The following is a 19,061-nucleotide window of genomic DNA, read 5'->3' on the forward strand; positions in this document are numbered from 1 at the left end:
TCCAATTACAGTTTCGGTGTCGTCGCTGGTGTATCTAAAGCGTCGTTTTGCACTTCTTTGACTTTGACATCATTACTGAGACGGACTTGGCCAGAGGTGACTATTTTCTCACCATCTTTAATGCCATCAAGTACGTGTACTTTGTCACCTGTGCGCTCACCGGTTGTAATAACGACTTGTTTAACACGTAAATCGTCATTTTCATCTTTGTTAACGACGTAAACGGTGTTGCCGTATAACGCATAACTGACCGCCGTCTGTGGTAAGACAATTTGATTTTTCAGTACGGGTAAAATGACTTTAGCGCGAGCAAACATACCACTACGTAGGCGGCCATCACTATTTGGAATGCTGGCCTGAACTTGCACTAAGCCACTTTGGTAATTAACCGCAGGCTCAATAGCGGTGATGTTGCCATCAAACTTCACTTCTGGATAAGCATCTACATTGATTTGTAAGGATTGTCCGAGTTTTAATTTTGACAGATCTGTTTGTGGAACTGTAAAACGAAAGCGCATGACACTGGTGTCTTCTAGGCGGACAACATTCGAGCCAGATTGAAGGAACTGACCTAAAAAGACATTACGCAGGCCGACTTTACCAGCAAAAGGCGCTTTAATTTGGCGTAACTCAACTTGAGCTCGTAAGCTTTCAATATTGGCTTTTTGCGACAAGTAATTTGCTTGAGCTTCGTCGAAGGCTTCTTTAGAGATCGCTCCTGTTTTAATCAGGCCACGATAGCGTTTGTACTTGCCTTCAGAGGCAGGGAGGGCAGCAAGTGCGCTATCAAGGTTGGCTTTTTGCACTTCTGAATCAAGTTCAACCAAGGTTTGATCTTTCTCGACTTTGTCGCCCGACTCAAATTGAATGCTAGTGATAGTGCCGCTGTTCTCGCTTGCTAAAGTAACCCCTTGATTTGGTTCAATAAAGCCAATTACATCAATGAAGGGAGTCCAATCTTCGCTGCTTGCGGTGGTGACAGTAATAGGAAATTCAGGCTCAGGTCGACTAGCAAGAAACTCCTCAGTTTTCATTTTTTTGAAGATGTTAAAGCCTATCACACTGCCAAACAGCAAGGTGGCGATAAGCAACATAAAGAAAGTCCACTTTTTCATTCTTTTAAGAACTCCAAGTTAGTGTTGAATGATGGGGAAACCAACTATTTTCAAGGGTATTCTTTAGCGCTTTTGATTCTCTTTATTACGTTGCCAAAGAGTAAAGTGCTAAAGTATGTTTTCTCAATAAATGTGACGCTGACTTTTAACCACGCTTACGCACTTACTGCTATTGTGTAAGGGAGGTGTGTGTCCAATATTGAGCCAACATGTCATTGATGACTCTACAGAATGCCAAATATAAGGTGACATGGTGCGTCCTTGCTGAGTGAACAGGTAGTCGTCATCTACATTCGCTGTATATCGTACGCTGTGCTATTAGATTGCACAAGTTAAACCTAAGCGTAGATTTCATGCGAACGCACCTTTATCATAGGCGCCCCAACTTTGATCCGCAGAGAATTTTTATGAAGCTGAACCCTCGACAAGATGAAGCCGTGAAGTACGTCTCAGGACCGTGTTTGGTCCTTGCTGGCGCAGGCTCGGGCAAGACTCGAGTGATCACCAATAAAATTGCTTATTTGGTTCAGCAATGTGGTTACAAGGCACGGAATATTGCTGCGGTTACCTTTACCAATAAAGCCGCACGTGAAATGAAAGAGCGTGTAGGTCAAACTCTGGGTAAAGCCGAATCCAAAGGCTTGATGGTGTCTACTTTTCATACACTTGGCTTGAATATCATCAAAAGAGAATATAAGCAGCTTGGACTGAAAGCTGGGTTCTCATTATTTGATGATCAAGATCAGTTGGCCTTGCTCAAGGAATTAACGGAGCAGCAGCTGGACGGGGATAAGGATTTATTACGGCAGTTGCTGAGCTGTATTTCCAACTGGAAAAATGACATGTTGACTCCAGAGCAAGTAAAAGCAGTCGCTCAAGGTGAACAGCAGCAACTTTTTGCGTTTTGTTTTGAGATGTATCAGAAACAGATGAAAGCGTACAACGCTCTCGACTTTGATGATCTCATTTCACTGCCAGTACAACTTTTACGTACTAACCAAGAAGTTCGTCAACGATGGCAGAATCGGATCCGTTATTTGCTGGTGGATGAATATCAAGATACCAATACGAGCCAATACGACTTGGTTAAACTGATCGTGGGTGAGAGAGGGCGTTTAACTGTCGTTGGTGACGATGATCAATCTATTTACTCATGGCGTGGAGCTAAGCCACAGAACTTAGTTTTGTTAGGCGAAGATTACCCTAATCTACGCTTGATAAAACTGGAGCAAAATTATCGCTCGACCAGTCGTATTTTGCGTGCAGCCAATATTTTGATTGCCAATAACCCACACGTTTACGAAAAGTCACTTTTTTCGGAAATCCCCGATGGTGAAAAACTTAAAGTGCTATTGGCAAAGAACGAAGAGCACGAAGCTGAGCGAGTGACGGGAGAGTTGATCGCTCATAAATTTCTCAACCGAACCGACTATAAAGATTACGCAATTTTGTATCGAGGGAATCATCAATCGCGTCTAATTGAAAAATCTTTGATGCAAAACCGAGTGCCGTACAAGCTTTCGGGAGGAACCTCATTTTTTGCTCGTGCTGAAATTAAAGACATTATGGCCTACTTGCGTGTGTTGGTGAACCCAGACGATGACAATGCTTTTTTACGTATTGTGAATACCCCACGTCGGGAAATAGGGCCAGTGACGTTAGAGAAGTTGGGGAGTTATGCCAATATGCGCGGTAAAAGCTTGTTTGCCGCCAGCTTTGAAATGGGCTTGGAACAGCATTTATCAGGACGTGGTCTTGAGAGCTTGCGTCGTTTCACTCAGTGGCTAGTCGCGATTGCTGATCAAGCAGAACGTGGCGATACCGTTGAAGCGGTTCGGTCATTGGTTCGTGATATTCATTATGAAGATTGGTTATACGAAACGTCTGCCAGCCCAAAAGCCGCTGAAATGCGAATGAAAAATGTATCAGATTTATATTCATGGATTGTGGCCGACCTTGAAGGTGATAATTACGACCAAGAAGAAAAGTCGCTGAAAGAAGTGGTTCAACGTTTGACTCTGCGTGACATTATGGAACGTGGAGAAGAAGATGAAGACAGCGACGCGGTTCAGTTAATGACTTTGCATGCCTCAAAGGGGTTAGAATTTCCTTACGTGTATCTGATTGGCTCGGAAGAGGGGATCTTACCTCACCAAACCAGTATCGATGAGGATAATGTCGAAGAAGAGCGGCGCTTAATGTACGTGGGGATTACGCGAGCTCAACGCGAGCTGACTTTTACTATGTGTAAAGAGCGACGACAATTTGGCGAATTACTTAAGCCAACACAAAGCCGATTTCTTGATGAACTGCCGTTTGATGATGTGGAATGGGAAATTAACAAAAAGCCAGTTTCCCAAGAAGAGCGTATGGCCAAAGGGCAAGCACACATTGCTAATTTGAAAGCGATGTTTAAAAAGTAAACGACAATGCAACGTTTACTTTTGCCTCGCTAGCGCGCTTGTATTCGGACAAGCTTCTTGGTGTTTTCTAAATCGAAGCTTGTCCAGTTATTAGGTGTTGATTATCTTAGGCGTTAACTATTAAAGCCCTTCGATCATGTGATCAATCGCGGCAATAATTTCATCGTCTGAACAGTCCATGCAGGTTCCTTTAGCAGGCATAGCGTTAAAGCCTTGGATAGCATGATTGGTGAGCACGTCTTTTCCTTGAGCAATCCGTGGTGCCCAATCTGCGGCATCGCCAGTCTTAGGTGCGCCACTGACACCTGTTGAGTGACAAGCAACACAATACGTACTATAAACCGACGCCCCATCCCTAGGCCCTGAAGGTGTTTCTACTACAGGAAGAGCACCAGCCAGATAAACATCACCGACGGGTTTGATGCGCTCGGCAATCGCATCGTATTCATCTTGGCTGATTTTTGCAGCCAATGCTGAACTAGAAAAAGCTAAGGCAGCGAACAAAACGCTGATCATTTTTCGTGACATATCCATATACCCACTTCACATTCCTGAGATAAGCGGATGGCTTATCTGCTGTGTACTTATTATATGATTAGAACCTTGAGAAAAGTTTGCGTTAAGTTGACTTGTTCGCTGATAAATGGAAGTGTCAATCAACACAAAACATCCAATAATTGTATCCCGTTAAGTTGCTGCAATAAACAACAACTTATTCATGACAGGGCGTGAATCACACCAAAACCTCTCTTTAAAGACGAATAACTGTCGAAAAAGAGACCAAACGATAAAAAAAGTAAAAAAAGTACTAGACGGCATAGTGTGATATCCGTATTATTCCACTCCGCCGATAGGGTATGCGCCCGTAGCTCAGCTGGATAGAGCGTTGGCCTCCGGAGCCAAAGGTCGAAGGTTCGAATCCTTTCGGGCGTGCCATTCCCGGAGGAACATATCGGTAAAAATTAATGGTGGCTATAGCTCAGTTGGTAGAGCCCTGGATTGTGATTCCGGTTGTCGCGAGTTCGAGTCTCGTTAGCCACCCCATTCATTCCTTTGTGAATGATAGAGGGAGTAGACACTTCCTATCTTTGTAAGAAAGATAAAACTTATGTCGGTGAATAGCGCAGCTTGGTAGCGCATCTGGTTTGGGACCAGAGGGTCGGGGGTTCGAATCCCTCTTCACCGACCACTATTACGTTTATGGCCAAAAGGCGGTAAACACTAAAATTGATGGTGGCTATAGCTCAGTTGGTAGAGCCCTGGATTGTGATTCCGGTTGTCGCGAGTTCGAGTCTCGTTAGCCACCCCATTAATTAAGGTGACTTCTTAGTTGAAGTATCCAGTCTGATTTCAGAGAATCAGCGAATACAGTTCGGTGAATAGCGCAGCTTGGTAGCGCATCTGGTTTGGGACCAGAGGGTCGGGGGTTCGAATCCCTCTTCACCGACCACTATTGAGAGCCTCAGTCGAAAGACTGGGGCTTTTTTACATTTAAAATTTAGTAATATGCTCACAATGTGTTCTAACGCGCCACATCGTGTTCTAACGTACTACATTCCTTGCACCGGCTGTTACTTTAAAGCCTCGATAGTAATATCGAGGTTTTATTGCTTTCTAGAGTTGCCAGCGTCAAATTAGGGCTTATCGTTAATCAGTTGTGAGTAAAACTCGCTCAAGGTACAGCTTAATAGGCTTTTGGTTACCCATGATCCTAAAGCCTATTAAGCTGCTCAGGTTGAATTACTTCCGCTTAACGCTTAAACAATTGAGGTGAGTAATTGGCTTAACTGCGTGGTTTTTCGCACCTCAAAGTTTGGGACGATCTCTGTGGCATTTTTTTCACCTGATGCATTTATCCATACACTGACAATGCCCATCTGATTTGCTCCGGCAATATCTGCTGGCAATGAGTCCCCGACATGGATAGCTTCTTCGGCTGTGACATTGGCTAACCTTAATGCTTTTTGAAAAATACTGGCTGCAGGTTTTTCTTCGGGCTCTTCACCACCAACAATAATATGGTCAACCCAATCTTGCATCTCGACAGCCTTAAGCTTAGGGTGCTGGGAAAATATAGGCCCGTTGGTGATCACCACTAGTGTGTAGTCAGCACGAAGTTTTTTCAGCATATCTTTGACTCCTGGGAAGAAATCAAAGGCATTCATGCGTGCAGTATTGAAAAACTGTTGAGTTTGTTCAGCTTGCTCGGCATTAATATGAATGTTTTGCTCAGCCAAAATCGTTTGAATGAGACCACAGCGGAAGGCGTTCTCATCGGGGAGCAAAGAGGCCAGTTGAGGAAATTCGTGATTAAGCTTTTTATATACACCTTGTAAGTAGCGCACCACAAAAGCCTGCGGATCATTGATACTTGGGTGACTTTGTTTGATCCAGTTTGCCAGTTCTTGCCCAGCAATCTTATCGGCTTGCGCAGTACCACACAGGGTTTCATCCATATCAAAAAAAATGGCTTTTAGCACTTTAACTTCTCCACTCACATTTTGTTCTTATCCTTCGATTATCTCTCATTGTCAGCAAAATGACAGCTTCATATATTTATATCCAAGTAATCTCAAAAAAACTCTGAATCATGCTTCTTGAGACTACTTGAGTATAGAAGTAAATGAAATATCGCTGACAGATGCTAGCTTTAGGGTGTTTTTAGAGTGAATAAATACCAAGGTTCATCGACTAAATAATTCTTTGCTAAGTTCCTCACGTTTACTCTTTGTGCTCTATTTCAGTGTCTAATGCTAAAAATTTAAAATTTATCTTGTTTATTTATCTCTTTAAAGCGATATATATAGAATATTGAATTAATATTTTTTATTTAATTAGATTAAAAATAGGTACTCTAAAGCGGTTTTCTTAGCTGATCGAGTAGAGTTTAGCACTTTTTTTGCAAAAAAATCAGCATAAAGCATGGTGTGTATGTGAGTGGTTAAATATGGGAATATGAATTTATATTCATTTTTAATGCTTTAAATGGAATAAAAATCAGTTTATCTGGTTTATTTCTTGCTTTTGCTTGAAGTATTTGTTAAATTGTCAGCACATTAAGATTTCAGAGTATTATTCTGAGTTTGAACGGATTCATTCTGGTGGTCTTAGAGCGTAATTGTTCTGAGAAGAGGCCACCGACAAGGTAGTAGAGGTCGAAATGTCACTATTGGAAGTGCAAAATCTTCGAATTGAATACCCATCCCGCCATGGCATTCATGTTGCCGTGAAATCACTCTCGTTTCATATTGAACGAGGGGAAATCGTAGGGGTAGTTGGCGAGTCTGGAGCTGGTAAATCTACCGTTGGTAATGCTGTTATTGATCTTCTTAGCCCGCCAGGCCACATTGCCAGTGGTGAGGTGTTTTTGGATGGCGAGAAAATATCTAGACTATCAGCATCAGCAATGCGCCAAGTGCGTGGTTCTAAAATTGGGTTTATCTTTCAAGACCCTATGACATCTCTGAACCCACTTTTTACGGTGGAGCAACAACTCAAAGAAACCATTCATGCCAACATGGATGTCTCTGATGATGAAGCTTATGAGCGCGCACTTTCGCTAATGCAACAGGTGGGGATCCCACAACCTGAGAATCGTTTGAAACAATACCCGCATCAGTTTTCTGGAGGTATGCGTCAGCGAGTCGTGATCGCAATAGCATTAGCTGGTGAGCCTGAACTGATTATTGCCGATGAGCCAACGACGGCACTTGATGTTTCAATCCAAGACCAAATCCTTAATCTTATTCGTGAATTGTGTATCAAAAACAACGTGGGTTGTATGTTGGTCACTCATGATATGGGCGTGGTTGCAAATGTTACCGATCGCGTTGCAGTGATGTATCGTGGAGAGTTGGTCGAGTTTGGCCCTACGAAGAAAGTATTAGGTGATCCTGATCATCCTTACACTCGCAGTCTGATTTCTGCGGTGCCTCGCTCAGATGTGAAACTCGATCGCTTCCCATTAGTCAGTTATATCGAGCAGGCTACGGAGCTCGAACAATTGGACATAAAGAATCACTGGTTGGGTCAAAGTCAAGATCAACGCGATTACACCGGTCCTCTTCTGGACGTAAAGAACGTGAATCTGCGATTTGTGACCAAAGATTCTTTGTTTGAAAGTCGTCGTGAATATGTACAAGCCTCAAACAATGTGAGCTTTGAGGTGAATGAAGGGGAGACGTTTGGGCTCGTTGGTGAATCTGGCTCAGGTAAATCGACAGTTGCACGTGTTATTGCCGGTTTATATCAGCCCAATTCAGGTCAAGTGAGCTTTGAAGGCATCGACCTTACGGCATTAAAATCGGAAAAAGCCCGCCGACCATTGCGTCGCCAGATGCAAATGGTTTTCCAAAATCCGTACACATCAATGAACCCAAGAATGAAAATTTTTGACATCATCGCGGAGCCTATTCGTTTTCATAAGCTGACGAGAAACGAAATAGAAACATGCCAGATTGTCAATGATCTGTTGGAACACGTAGGTTTAGGAAAAATGGCTGGAGTAAAATATCCTCATGAGTTTTCCGGAGGGCAACGTCAGCGTATCTCTATTGCACGCGCTTTGGCGACTCGCCCTCGGCTGCTGATTTGCGACGAACCAACCTCAGCCTTGGATGTTTCTGTACAAGCTCAGATTCTGAACTTACTGAAAGATTTACAAAGTGAACTCAATCTCACCATGTTGTTTATTAGTCATGATCTGCCTGTGATTCGCCAGATGTGTGACCGAGTCGGTGTCATGCAAATGGGCACCTTACTGGAAGTTGCGCCGACTGAGCAGCTTTTCACCGATCCTCAACATGAATACAGTAAAAAACTGATTTCTCTAATGCCTGAGTTTACTGGCTTAAGGGAGACATTAGAGAAAGTGTAAGCCTTGTTTGTATTTGACTGTTTTATTTGTCAGTCATGACAAAGACCGCTTGAAATAACAAGGGGCTGGATCCCCTGCATGAAGGAGTTATGCAAATGAAAACCATGAAAAGTAAAATCGCAGCTGCGTTAATAGCCGCTGGGTTCAGTGTTAATGTAATGGCAGCTGACATCAAAGTTGGTTACGCTGCTGATCCGGTTTCACTAGACCCACATGAGCAATTATCCGGTGGTACGCTGCAAATGTCCCACATGGTCTTTGATCCCCTTGTACGTTTTACCCAAAATATGGATTTTGAGCCTCGTCTAGCAGAAAGTTGGCAGCGAATTGACGATAAAACATTCCGTTTTAAACTGCGTCAAGGCGTCAAGTTTCATTCTGGTAATACGTTGACTGCTGATGATGTTGTTTGGACATTTGAGCGGCTACAAAACTCTCCAGATTTTAAAGCGATTTTTGAACCGTATGAGAAGATTGTAAAAATTGACGATCATACTTTTGACTTAGTGACGACAGGCCCTTACCCACTTGAACTACAAACCGCCACGTACATTTTTCCGATGGACAGCAAGTTTTACTCAGGTAAGACCAAAGAAGGCAAAGATAAAGCTGAGTTGGTGAAACATGGCAACTCTTTTGCTTCGACTAACGTATCTGGAACGGGACCTTTTATCGTTACTTCTCGTGAGCAGGGAGTGAAAGTCGAATTTGAACGTTTTAAAGACTACTGGGATAAAGAGTCGAAAGGAAATGTAGATAAGCTGACTTTGGTTCCCATTAAAGAAGATGCAACACGAGTGGCAGCACTGCTTTCTGGTGGGGTTGATATGATTCATCCTGTTGCACCGAATGATCATAAACGTGTGAAGCAAGCAGAAGGCATTGATTTGGTTACGCTACCTGGAACACGTATCATCATGTTCCAAATGAATCAAAACAGTAATGAAGCCCTCAAGGATGTTCGTGTCCGCCAAGCGATAGTGCATGCGATCAACAATCAAGGTATCGTTAAGAAAATCATGAAGGGCTTTGCTACTGCTGCAGGTCAAATGAGTCCGGCCGGCTATGTTGGTCATGATGATAAATTGGTGCCTCGCTACGATCTCAAAAAAGCCAAACAGTTAATGAAAGAAGCCGGGTACGAAAAAGGCTTTACTTTAACGATGATGGCACCAAATAACCGTTATGTGAATGATGCAAAAGTTGCTCAAGCGGCTGCGGCGATGTTGTCAAAAATTGGCATCAAAGTTGATCTGAAAACCATGCCGAAAGCACAATATTGGCCGGAATTCGACAAATGTGCTGCAGATATGTTGCTTATCGGCTGGCATGCGGACACCGAAGACTCGGCAAACTTTAGTGAATTCCTCACCATGACTCGTAATGAAGAAACGGGACGTGGACAGTATAACTGCGGCCACTACTCAAACCCTGCCATGGATAAAATTGTTGAAGCGGCGAACGTTGAAACAGATGCGGTGAAGCGTGCTGAAATGCTAAAAAGTGTCGAAGCAACATTATATAACGATGCCGCTTTTGTACCGTTACATTGGCAAAGTGAGGCGTGGGGTGCCAAATCTAACGTTAAAGCGGCTGATATTGTTAACCCAATGGTCATGCCTTACTTTGGTGATTTAGTGGTGGTTGAGTAATTTTCATCATTACGAGAAGAGGAGGCCGCTCCTCTTCTTAGTCGCAGTAGATTAAGTTTGGTTGAACGGAGTTTTCAGCCGGGCTTCCTGTTTAAATCAAGAACTATGGACAGTTAAGGGGCAAGGAATGTTTTCGTTTCTGGTCAAGCGCCTTTTTCAGGCACTGATAGTGATGTTTGTGATCAGTTTGGTGGCGTTTGCCATTCAGGATAACCTCGGAGATCCGCTACGTGAACTTGTCGGTCAGTCGGTTTCAGAAACTGAACGTCAAGCATTGCGTGATGAATTGGGCTTAAATGATCCCTTTATTGCTAAGTATACGCGTTTTGTAGAAAACGCCTTACATGGTGATTTAGGCACTTCATATTTCTTCAAGCGACCTGCTGTAGAGGTTATTTTGGATAAGTTGGTTGCAACGCTCGAGCTCGTTTTTGGTGCGACGTTGATTATTATCATCTTATCCATTCCTTTGGGGGTTTATTCCGCCATTCACCCCAAAAGCTTGTTGACCAAGTTTGTTATGGCAATGAGCAGTATAGGTATTTCTATTCCCGTCTTTTTAACCGCTATTATGCTGATGTATGTTTTTTCAATTGAGCTTGGCTGGCTGCCATCATATGGGCGAGGAGAAACGGCTAATGTGTTGGGGTGGGAATCGGGCTTTTTTACCATTGATGGATTGAAGCATCTGATTTTACCGTGTATTGCATTAGCTTCTATTATGTTGCCGCTCTTCATACGGTTGGTTCGTTCAGAGATGTTGGAAGTGCTAAGCTCAGAATATATTAAATTTGCCAAAGCAAAAGGATTGAGTCTAAATAAAATTTATTATCAACATGCACTTAAAAATACTATGCTACCAGTGCTAACTGTGGGTGGCGTTCAAATTGGTACCATGGTGGCCTACACCATTCTAACCGAAACGGTCTTTCAATGGCCGGGCACAGGCTCTCTTTTCCTTGAAGCGATCAATCGAGTAGATACACCACTGATCACAGCTTACGTTATCTTTGTTGGTCTGATTTTTGTTGTCACGAATACTATTGTTGATTTGCTATATGGTTTGATCAATCCAACCGTCAATTTAACTGGAAAAGGAGCGTAACTATGGGTCAAGCAAATACAACAGCAGCTCCTACTGCTATACAGTCAACTTGGCAACGTTTTAAAAATTCTGACTTTCTGTACTATTTTAAGCGCGATAAAGTGGCTATGGTTAGCTTTAGTGTCTTTCTGGTATGTGTCGTGCTTGCGTTTACTGCGCCTATTTTAGCGCCTACCGACCCTTATGACCTTACCACTATCGACATCATGGACTCTGAACTACCGCCATCTTGGATGGAAGAAGGTGACGAGCGTTTTGTTTTAGGTACTGATGAACAGGGACGCGACATCTTATCAACCATTTTATACGGCTCGCGTTTGTCATTAACTATCGGCTTTTTGGCCGTGGGTTTGCAGCTTATTCTCGGCATCATTATTGGTTTGTCGGCGGGCTATTTTGGCGGACGTGTCGATAGCTTCTTAATGCGCTTTGCTGATGTTCAGCTCTCTTTCTCTACCATGATGGTTGCTATTATCGTCTCAGCGATCTTCAAAGCCAGCTTTGGTAGCGACTTTTACAGTCAATATGCGGTAGTGATGTTAGTGGTGATCATTGGTGTGGCTGAATGGCCGCAATATGCACGGACGATTCGAGCTTCAGTCCTAGCGGAAAAGAATAAAGAGTATGTTGAAGCTGCAAGGGTGATGGGGTTTAAAGCGCCGCGCATTATGTTTCGTCATATTTTGCCTAACTGTTTGTCTCCGATATTAGTCATCTCAACGGTTCAGATTGCTAATGCGATTATGTCAGAAGCGGCATTATCCTTCCTAGGGCTAGGCTTACCTGTCGATCAGCCGTCGCTTGGCGCTTTGATCAGCATCGGTTTTAACTATATTTTCTCTGGAGCTTGGTGGATTACCGCTTTCCCTGGCATTGTGCTAGTCACGTTAGTCTTGGTGATTAACTTGTTAGGTGATTGGTTGCGAGATGTCTTTAATCCCAAAATTTACAAAGGCTAACAGTGGCTTGGATTAATTTTCTAACTTAATGTAAGTGAGCCTATTAAAATATTTATAATTAAATATCGAGCTGGATGAATTTCCGGCTCTTTTTTTGCTTATCAATTATGGTCTATGTTTTTTTGATGCTGGTCGACATATCAGCATCACCGACATTTTAGAGTTAAGCGAATGAAAATGAAAATGGCATCTAATTATCCTCGTTGTGTCCCAGTTGGCCTAAATCTTTGGTTACTGGCAGTGTTCGTCCAGTTTTCTGGTGGGGTAATGGCAAATGAGTTTTTATGCCAAGCATCTCAGGCTAGCCACAACGAACTGCCGGTGCTGGAGGCATCTTGCCCAATCGGTCACGGCGTATGGGGAAAAAAAGTGCCGCCAAAAGACAAAGACTATTTTTGGATCCAATGTGGCATCTTAGATAAGCCGATGTCGGTGGCCAAAGCTCAGACCATTTATAACAAGATCACGACAGATGTGTGGATGAAACCGGAAGATAAAGGCTATCGTTGTTTGATTGGCCCATATACCGATTTTGCCCAAGCGTCGAATGAATTGCAGAGTGTGCAAACGCTTGCCGTTTATAAAGATGCATTTTTACGCGCGATTGCAAAAAAGAGTGCCCCACTGAAAAAAAACAGTGCGGACTTATCATCGCCAGCAAAAAGCACAAAAGCAGTGCCACAAATTCAGCCTAAATCTAAGCCTGCCGCTGCTGTGAGTCAATCTACTCAAGCGCCAGCCATCGCTGATACTAAAAGTGTGCAGGTCCGTTTACAAACCATTCTGAAAGGTAAGCGCTTTGCTGTGCCTTATGTGGCGGAGAATCATAATCAATTCTATATGGAACATGGCAAGGCATGGAATCGACTCAGTTATGCAAGCTCTAAACAAGTGTGTCAGCAGTTGGGGATGCACCTAGCGAGCCCTTCCGAGTTTAAAACGCTACGTAACTCTGGTTTGATGGAAAAAGATAACTGGCCGTTGCAATTACCTTACTGGGGTAAAAATAAGAAAGGTTTATTTACTGATCGTGCGCCAAATCAGTTAAGCGGCACATCATTGTTGAATGTTATGTGTGTAAAATAGCGATAAAAATCGTCTCGTTTTGAATCACTTGAGGTGCACCATGACAACACTTGAACAACGATTAAGGGCAATCAAAGTCGTTCCCGTTATCGCCATTAACCATATCGAACATGCTTTACCATTGGCAAAAGTGCTGGTGGACAACGGATTACCTTGTGCAGAAATTACATTCCGCACTGAGGCGGCGGCTGAATCGATTCGCCTTATGCGTGAAGCGTATCCTGATCTATTAATCGGTGCTGGCACAGTGCTCACTACGGAACAAGTCGACATGGCGATAGAGTCCGGAGCCGATTTCATTGTGAGTCCGGGACTCAACCCAACGACAGTAAGATACTGTCAGCAGCGTAATATGCGCATTATACCGGGTGTGAATAATCCAAGCTTGGTTGAGCAAGCAATGGAGATGGGGTTACGCACGCTAAAGTTTTTCCCTGCTGAACCTTCAGGTGGCTTAAATATGCTCAAAGCCTTGAGTGCTGTTTATCCGGTCGAGTTCATGCCTACAGGGGGAATCAGCCCATCCAATGTTCAAGATTATTTAGCCCTTAAGTCGGTTGTCGCTTGTGGTGGCTCGTGGATGGTACCAACCGCAATGATCGACAATGGCGATTGGCAAGGTATTGCAGAGCTGGTTGAAGAAATTAAGTAAAAGTGACTCGAAAAGCAGTGAAATGCTATTAAAATGAGAAAAAAGGGGCCATCAATGTTGTTGATGGCCCCTTTTTATTTGTTTACGTTCGCAATATCACTAACGCAATTAGCGTGATTAACGCATCGTAACAAACTCTTCAGAGCCTGTTGGGTGGATAGCCACAACCGAATCGAAGTCCGCTTTGGTTGCACCCATCTTCATTGCTACGCCGAAACCTTGAATCATTTCATCAACGGTGAAGCCGATGCCGTGTAGGCCAACGACGGTTTCTTCTTCGCCTGCACATACCAGTTTCATCTTGCATGGTTGACGGTGTTTTGTCACAGCTGTGTACATGGCAGTAAAGCCAGAGGTGTAGACTTTGATGTTATCTTTGCCGTACTTTTGTTCTGCTTCTTGTGTGGTTAAGCCGATCGTACCGATTGGTGGGTGGCTAAATACCACAGTAGGGACTAGATCGTAATCCATTTTCGCGTTTGGTTTATTGTTGAACAAACGCTCAGAAAGTTGACGACCCGCTTTAACTGCTACTGGAGTTAGCTCGATACCGCCTTCCATAATGTCACCGACACAGTAGATACCAGGAACATTCGTTGCTTGGTATTCGTCGACCTTAATGTAGCCCTGCTCATTCGTTGCAACGCCTGTTGATGCTAGGTTAATCGCGTCTGTTGTTGGGTGACGGCCGATCGCCCAAATGAGCGTATCAACGTTTTGGCTTTCACCGTTTTCTAAATGCAGAGTTAGGCTGCCATCGGCTTCTTTCACGACTTCTTTTGGTACCGAGTGGGTATGCAGAGTGGGTCCTTCAGCGGCCATGACTTCGACGAGTGTTTCTACGATCATTGGATCGAAGCTACGTAGAGGTGATTCTTTACGAACGAATAGATGCGTTTCTGTGCCAAGTGCATGCAGTACGCCAGCGATTTCAACCGCGATGTAACCTGCGCCAATCACAGCAACACGTTTTGGTTGTTCTGTCAGCTCGAAGAAGCCATTTGAGTCGATACCGTATTCAGCACCAGGAATGTTTGGAATGGTTGGACGGCCACCTACGGCGATCAGAATGTGATCGGCGGTGTAGTGTTCACCGTTTACTTCAACGGTTTTCTCATCAACAAACTTAGCGAATCCTTTGATTACATGGACGTTATTGTTGCCTAGAACGCGATCGTAAGACTGGTGGATGCGACCAATATAGGCTTGGCGGCTCTCAACCATTTTGCTCCAGTCAAAGCCTTTTACATCCACATCAAATCCGTAATCTTCCGCGTAGAGGTTCATTGCTTCAGCGACTTGTGCACCGTGCCACATGACTTTCTTAGGCACACAACCGACATTCACACAGGTACCACCAAGGTCTTGAGCCTCAATGATTGCTACTTGAGCACCGTACATTGCTGCACGGTTTGCTGATGCGATGCCACCACTGCCACCACCGATACAGATATAGTCAAAATGAGTCGCCATTACTTTCTCCAAAAGCTTATTAATCGTTCTGATAACAATTACATTGGGGTGAGAGGGAATGAACTCAATATACCCCGAATGATTTGTTACTTTTCCTCTATGATAAAGCGAGTCTAACAATTTCTGTAATGAGAAAAAGTGACCTTGGTTATGACAAATAGCGATGAGAAAAGGGTCAGCAAAGAGGCAAACGTATTCGGTGGATAAAAACAAGCTCTCTGATTGGCACACGAATGAATAAAAAAGCGCAGCCTGTTGATTGGCTGCGCTTTTGTTGTGGAAGGTATGAGAATGGGTTTACTCGGGAACGATCCAATCTACTTTCCAGTGCCCTGTCGCTGGCGCGATGGCTTGTTGGAGAAAAGGAAGAATCTCTTTCATTTGGCTTTCCAACTTCCACGGTGGATTGATGACAATCATACCTGAAGCGGTCATGCCTCGCTCGTTGGTATCCGCTGAGACGCCCAGCTCGATTTGTAGGATCTTACGAATGCCAAGCGCTTCTAATCCTTCAATCATGTCTTCAATATCACAGCGATTGACCACCGGATACCAAATTGCGTAGATGCCTGTTGCCCAGCGTTTGTGGCTTTGATAGATCGCTTGAACGACGTCGCGATATTCTTTTGCTAGCTCGTAAGGTGGGTCGATTAATACCAATCCACGACGTTCTTGAGGTGGCAAGCTGGCTTTAAGGCGTTTAAATCCGTCTTCTTTATAAATATTGACTTGGCGATCACGCTCGAACTCTTGTTCTAAAAGTGGGTGATCGGCTGGGTGCAATTCGGTCAGTACCATGCGGTCTTGAGAACGGATTTGTGCTCTTGCGACACGAGGAGAACCTGGATAATAACGCAGTTTTTCACCGTTATTTAAGGTTTTGATCGACTCAATGTAACTGGTTAGGTCGGCAGGAAGATCTTGGCTATCCCAAATCCGAGCGATACCTTGTTTGTACTCGCCTGTTTTTTCAGACCATTCATGAGTCAGATCGTAGCGGCCCACACCTGAGTGGGTATCGTGATAGACAAATGGCTTATCCTTTTGCTTAAGTGCATCAAGGATTAGGCTTTGAACGATATGTTTGACCACGTCGGCATGGTTACCAGCGTGGAAGCTGTGACGATAACTTAACAAATTAAACTCTCGAAACACTCTTTTACTGAGTGTGGTCTGGGGTTTTAGATACAATAACTCCGAGCATTATATACTCAACTGCGCTTCAGTTGCAGGACCTAACTAGGATTCTGTTAGAAGTCACAGTTTTACTATTGAAATTGTGTTCAATCATCCCTATTTATACTCAAGTAACCTCAAGATACTGTGTTCAGCGAGTGACCTTATCTCTCAAGCATCTTGAAGTTACTTGGGTGTATTATTAGTTATTATTTCCATCGTTATTATTTTTAGCTCAATCAAATGGTCGCTTCAGTGTGGCTTGGTTGAGGAGAAACGAGACTCAAGGACAGAGTAAGCGCTAGTGGTCACAAAGCCATCGCAGCATCGAGAAAGGAAACGGAAATCCCCCATTCATGTTGTTGGCTTGCCTGTTGATTGGGTTCGCCTATTTTAGGCCGACATACAGAGCCAAAACAAAAAAGGAATGTTTCATGTCTAATCCACTTCTTACGTTTACGGATTTACCTCCATTTTCACACATTAAACCTGAGCATATTAAGCCAGCAATGGAGCAAGTGATTGCGGATTGCCGAGCGAAGATCGATGAAGTATTGCAAGACAACGCCATGCCCACTTGGGCGAATGTGGTTGCTCCTATCGAACAAACCGACGATCGCTTAAGCCGAGTTTGGTCGCCAATCAGTCATATGAACTCGGTGGTCAACAGTGAAGCTTTACGCGAGGCGTATGAGAGCTGTCTGCCTATTCTTTCTGAATACAGCACTTGGGTTGGGCAGCACAAAGGTTTGTATGAAGCGTATAAATCGATCAAAGCCAGTGAGGCGTTTGCCACGTTGACCCAAGCGCAACAAAAAACCATTACGGATTCTTTGCGTGACTTTGAGTTATCAGGTATTGGTTTGCCATCGGATGAGCAGCACCGTTATGGTGAAATCAGTAAGCGCATGTCAGAGCTGAGCTCAACGTTCTCCAATAATGTGTTAGATGCCACAATGGGTTGGACGAAACATATTACTGATGCACAAGAGTTAGCTGGAATGCCAGAGTCGGCTTTAGCCGCAGCAAAGGCTGCCGCAGAAGCCAAAGAGCTAGAAGGTTATTTGATTACTTTAGATATCCCTTCTTATTTGCCAGTGATGACTTATTGCGACAACCAAGCACTGCGTCAAGAGGTGTATCAAGCGTACGTCACTCGTGCTTCAGATCGTGGACCAAATGCTGGTAAGTGGGACAACACTGAAATCATTGCTGAGCAGTTGAAGTTACGCCATGAAATTGCGCGTCTGCTGGGTTTCAATACTTACAGTGAAAAATCACTATCGACTAAAATGGCTGAAAGCCCTGCACAAGTGCTTGGTTTCCTTAACGACTTGGCGACTAAGGCCAAACCGCAAGGTGAACGTGAAATCGAAGCATTACGCCAGTTTGCTGAGAGTGAGTTCGGTGTGAGTGAACTGAACGTGTGGGATATTGCTTACTACAGTGAGAAACAGAAGCAGCATTTGTTCCAGATCTCTGATGAAGAGTTACGTCCTTATTTCCCAGAGTCCAAAGCGATCAGCGGTTTGTTTGAGGTCTTACATCGTGTGTTTGGTATGACGGTCACCGAGCGCGAAGGAGTGGACACTTGGCACGACTCAGTACGCTTCTTTGACATCTTTGATGGCCAGAGCACGTTGCGTGGTAGCTTCTATTTAGATCTCTACGCTCGTGAACATAAACGCGGCGGAGCTTGGATGGATGATTGTCGTGGTCGACGCGTCACCTTATCTGGCGAACTACAAACGCCAGTGGCATACCTCACATGTAATTTTAATCGTCCAGTGGGCGACAAACCTGCGCTGTTCACACATGATGAAGTCGTGACTTTGTTCCACGAGTTTGGTCATGGTATTCATCACATGTTGACACAAGTCGATACGGGTGCCGTTTCCGGTATTAATGGTGTGCCTTGGGATGCGGTCGAACTACCAAGTCAATTCCTAGAAAACTGGTGTTGGGAAGAGGGCGCATTGGCGTTTATCTCCGGTCACTACGAAACGGGTGAACCTTTACCGAAAGCCATGCTTGATAAGATGTTAGCTGCGAAAAACTTCCAATCTGCGATGGGTATTTTGCGCCAACTTGAGTTTGGTTTGTTTGATTTCACCTTGCATACTGACTACGACCCAGAACTGGGCGCTCAGGTGCTGGAAACATTAGCCAGCGTGAAAGAAAAAGTCGCGGTAGTGCCTGCGGTTGAGTGGGCGCGATTCTCACACAGCTTTGGTCATATCTTTGCTGGTGGCTACAGTGCCGGCTACTACAGCTATCTTTGGGCAGAAGTGCTGTCTTCGGATGCGTTCTCGCGTTTTGAGGAAGAGGGGATCTTTAACCCTGAAACAGGACAAAGCTTCCTTAACCACATCCTAGAAATGGGGGGCAGTGAGGAGCCAATGGCCTTGTTTAAGCGCTTCCGTGGTCGTGAGCCAGAAATTGATGCCTTATTGCGTCACTCTGGGATTGCGGCATAATAGAGTCAACGGTTTAATAGGTTCAAAGGGCAGCGAATAGGCTGCCTTTTATTTAACTGATTAACCT

13 protein-coding genes and 5 tRNA genes are annotated in these 19,061 nt (G+C 44.1%); 13 read left to right on the forward strand and 5 right to left on the reverse strand.

Annotation, left to right across the window (positions count from 1 at the left end; translation table 11 throughout):
- Positions 1–5: 5 nt before the first annotated feature.
- Entirely contained in the window at positions 6–1,115 is a 1,110-nt protein-coding gene (locus tag BS333_RS00490) for an efflux RND transporter periplasmic adaptor subunit (protein ID WP_021710914.1), read from the reverse strand.
- Positions 1,116–1,522: 407 nt separating this feature from the next.
- On the opposite strand from BS333_RS00490, the gene rep reads away from it, so the two are divergent.
- Entirely contained in the window at positions 1,523–3,538 is a 2,016-nt protein-coding gene (rep, locus tag BS333_RS00495) for a DNA helicase Rep (protein ID WP_021710915.1), read from the forward strand.
- Positions 3,539–3,658: 120 nt separating this feature from the next.
- On the opposite strand, the gene BS333_RS00500 is transcribed toward rep, so the two are convergent.
- On the reverse strand, positions 3,659–4,072 hold the full coding sequence (locus BS333_RS00500; protein ID WP_021710916.1) for a c-type cytochrome: 414 nt from the start codon (positions 4,070–4,072) through the stop codon (positions 3,659–3,661).
- Between the two features lie 325 nt (positions 4,073–4,397).
- Between BS333_RS00500 and BS333_RS00505 the strand changes: the two genes are divergently transcribed.
- The 5 genes from BS333_RS00505 to BS333_RS00525 all read left to right on the forward strand — a co-directional run bounded on the left by BS333_RS00505 (position 4,398) and on the right by BS333_RS00525 (position 4,988).
- Positions 4,398–4,474, forward strand: a tRNA-Arg gene (locus BS333_RS00505).
- A gap of 32 nt (positions 4,475–4,506) precedes the next feature.
- Positions 4,507–4,582: transfer RNA gene (locus tag BS333_RS00510), tRNA-His, on the forward strand.
- 68 nt (positions 4,583–4,650) lie between these two features.
- Positions 4,651–4,727: transfer RNA gene (locus tag BS333_RS00515), tRNA-Pro, on the forward strand.
- Between the two features lie 44 nt (positions 4,728–4,771).
- A tRNA-His gene (locus tag BS333_RS00520) sits at positions 4,772–4,847 on the forward strand.
- A gap of 64 nt (positions 4,848–4,911) precedes the next feature.
- A tRNA-Pro gene (locus tag BS333_RS00525) sits at positions 4,912–4,988 on the forward strand.
- Positions 4,989–5,295: 307 nt separating this feature from the next.
- Here the strand turns inward: BS333_RS00525 and BS333_RS00530 are convergent.
- A complete protein-coding gene (locus BS333_RS00530; RefSeq protein WP_033004229.1) occupies positions 5,296–6,018 on the reverse strand; it encodes an HAD family hydrolase in 723 nt (240 codons plus the stop codon).
- Positions 6,019–6,698: 680 nt separating this feature from the next.
- Between BS333_RS00530 and BS333_RS00535 the strand changes: the two genes are divergently transcribed.
- The 6 genes from BS333_RS00535 to BS333_RS00560 all read left to right on the forward strand — a co-directional run bounded on the left by BS333_RS00535 (position 6,699) and on the right by BS333_RS00560 (position 13,868).
- Positions 6,699–8,414 (forward strand): dipeptide ABC transporter ATP-binding protein, encoded by a 1,716-nt coding sequence (locus BS333_RS00535; RefSeq protein ID WP_021710918.1) that lies wholly within the window; start codon positions 6,699–6,701, stop codon positions 8,412–8,414.
- 95 nt (positions 8,415–8,509) lie between these two features.
- The gene (locus BS333_RS00540; RefSeq protein WP_021710919.1) at positions 8,510–10,066 is read left to right on the forward strand and encodes an ABC transporter substrate-binding protein; all 1,557 of its coding nucleotides are present in this window, start codon (positions 8,510–8,512) and stop codon (positions 10,064–10,066) included.
- 127 nt (positions 10,067–10,193) lie between these two features.
- Positions 10,194–11,171: an ABC transporter permease gene (locus BS333_RS00545; RefSeq protein WP_033004227.1), complete on the forward strand. Its 978-nt coding sequence runs from the start codon at positions 10,194–10,196 to the stop codon at positions 11,169–11,171.
- Positions 11,172–11,173: 2 nt separating this feature from the next.
- On the forward strand, positions 11,174–12,130 hold the full coding sequence (locus BS333_RS00550) for an ABC transporter permease (protein ID WP_021710921.1): 957 nt from the start codon (positions 11,174–11,176) through the stop codon (positions 12,128–12,130).
- A 171-nt stretch (positions 12,131–12,301) separates the two neighbouring features.
- Positions 12,302–13,216: an SPOR domain-containing protein gene (locus tag BS333_RS00555; protein WP_021710922.1), complete on the forward strand. Its 915-nt coding sequence runs from the start codon at positions 12,302–12,304 to the stop codon at positions 13,214–13,216.
- Between the two features lie 40 nt (positions 13,217–13,256).
- Entirely contained in the window at positions 13,257–13,868 is a 612-nt protein-coding gene (locus BS333_RS00560; RefSeq protein WP_021710923.1) for a bifunctional 4-hydroxy-2-oxoglutarate aldolase/2-dehydro-3-deoxy-phosphogluconate aldolase, read from the forward strand.
- 117 nt (positions 13,869–13,985) lie between these two features.
- Here BS333_RS00560 and gorA read toward each other — a convergent pair whose 3' ends face one another.
- Complete coding sequence (gene gorA, locus BS333_RS00565) at positions 13,986–15,341, reverse strand: glutathione-disulfide reductase (RefSeq protein WP_021710924.1); 1,356 nt, start codon at positions 15,339–15,341, stop codon at positions 13,986–13,988.
- Positions 15,342–15,638: 297 nt separating this feature from the next.
- A complete protein-coding gene (locus BS333_RS00570) occupies positions 15,639–16,478 on the reverse strand; it encodes a 23S rRNA (adenine(2030)-N(6))-methyltransferase RlmJ (protein ID WP_033004228.1) in 840 nt (279 codons plus the stop codon).
- Between the two features lie 473 nt (positions 16,479–16,951).
- Between BS333_RS00570 and prlC the strand changes: the two genes are divergently transcribed.
- On the forward strand, positions 16,952–18,994 hold the full coding sequence (gene prlC, locus BS333_RS00575) for an oligopeptidase A (protein WP_021710926.1): 2,043 nt from the start codon (positions 16,952–16,954) through the stop codon (positions 18,992–18,994).
- Positions 18,995–19,061 lie beyond the last annotated feature (67 nt).

This window comes from Vibrio azureus, from assembly GCF_002849855.1.
Lineage (GTDB): Bacteria > Pseudomonadota > Gammaproteobacteria > Enterobacterales > Vibrionaceae > Vibrio > Vibrio azureus.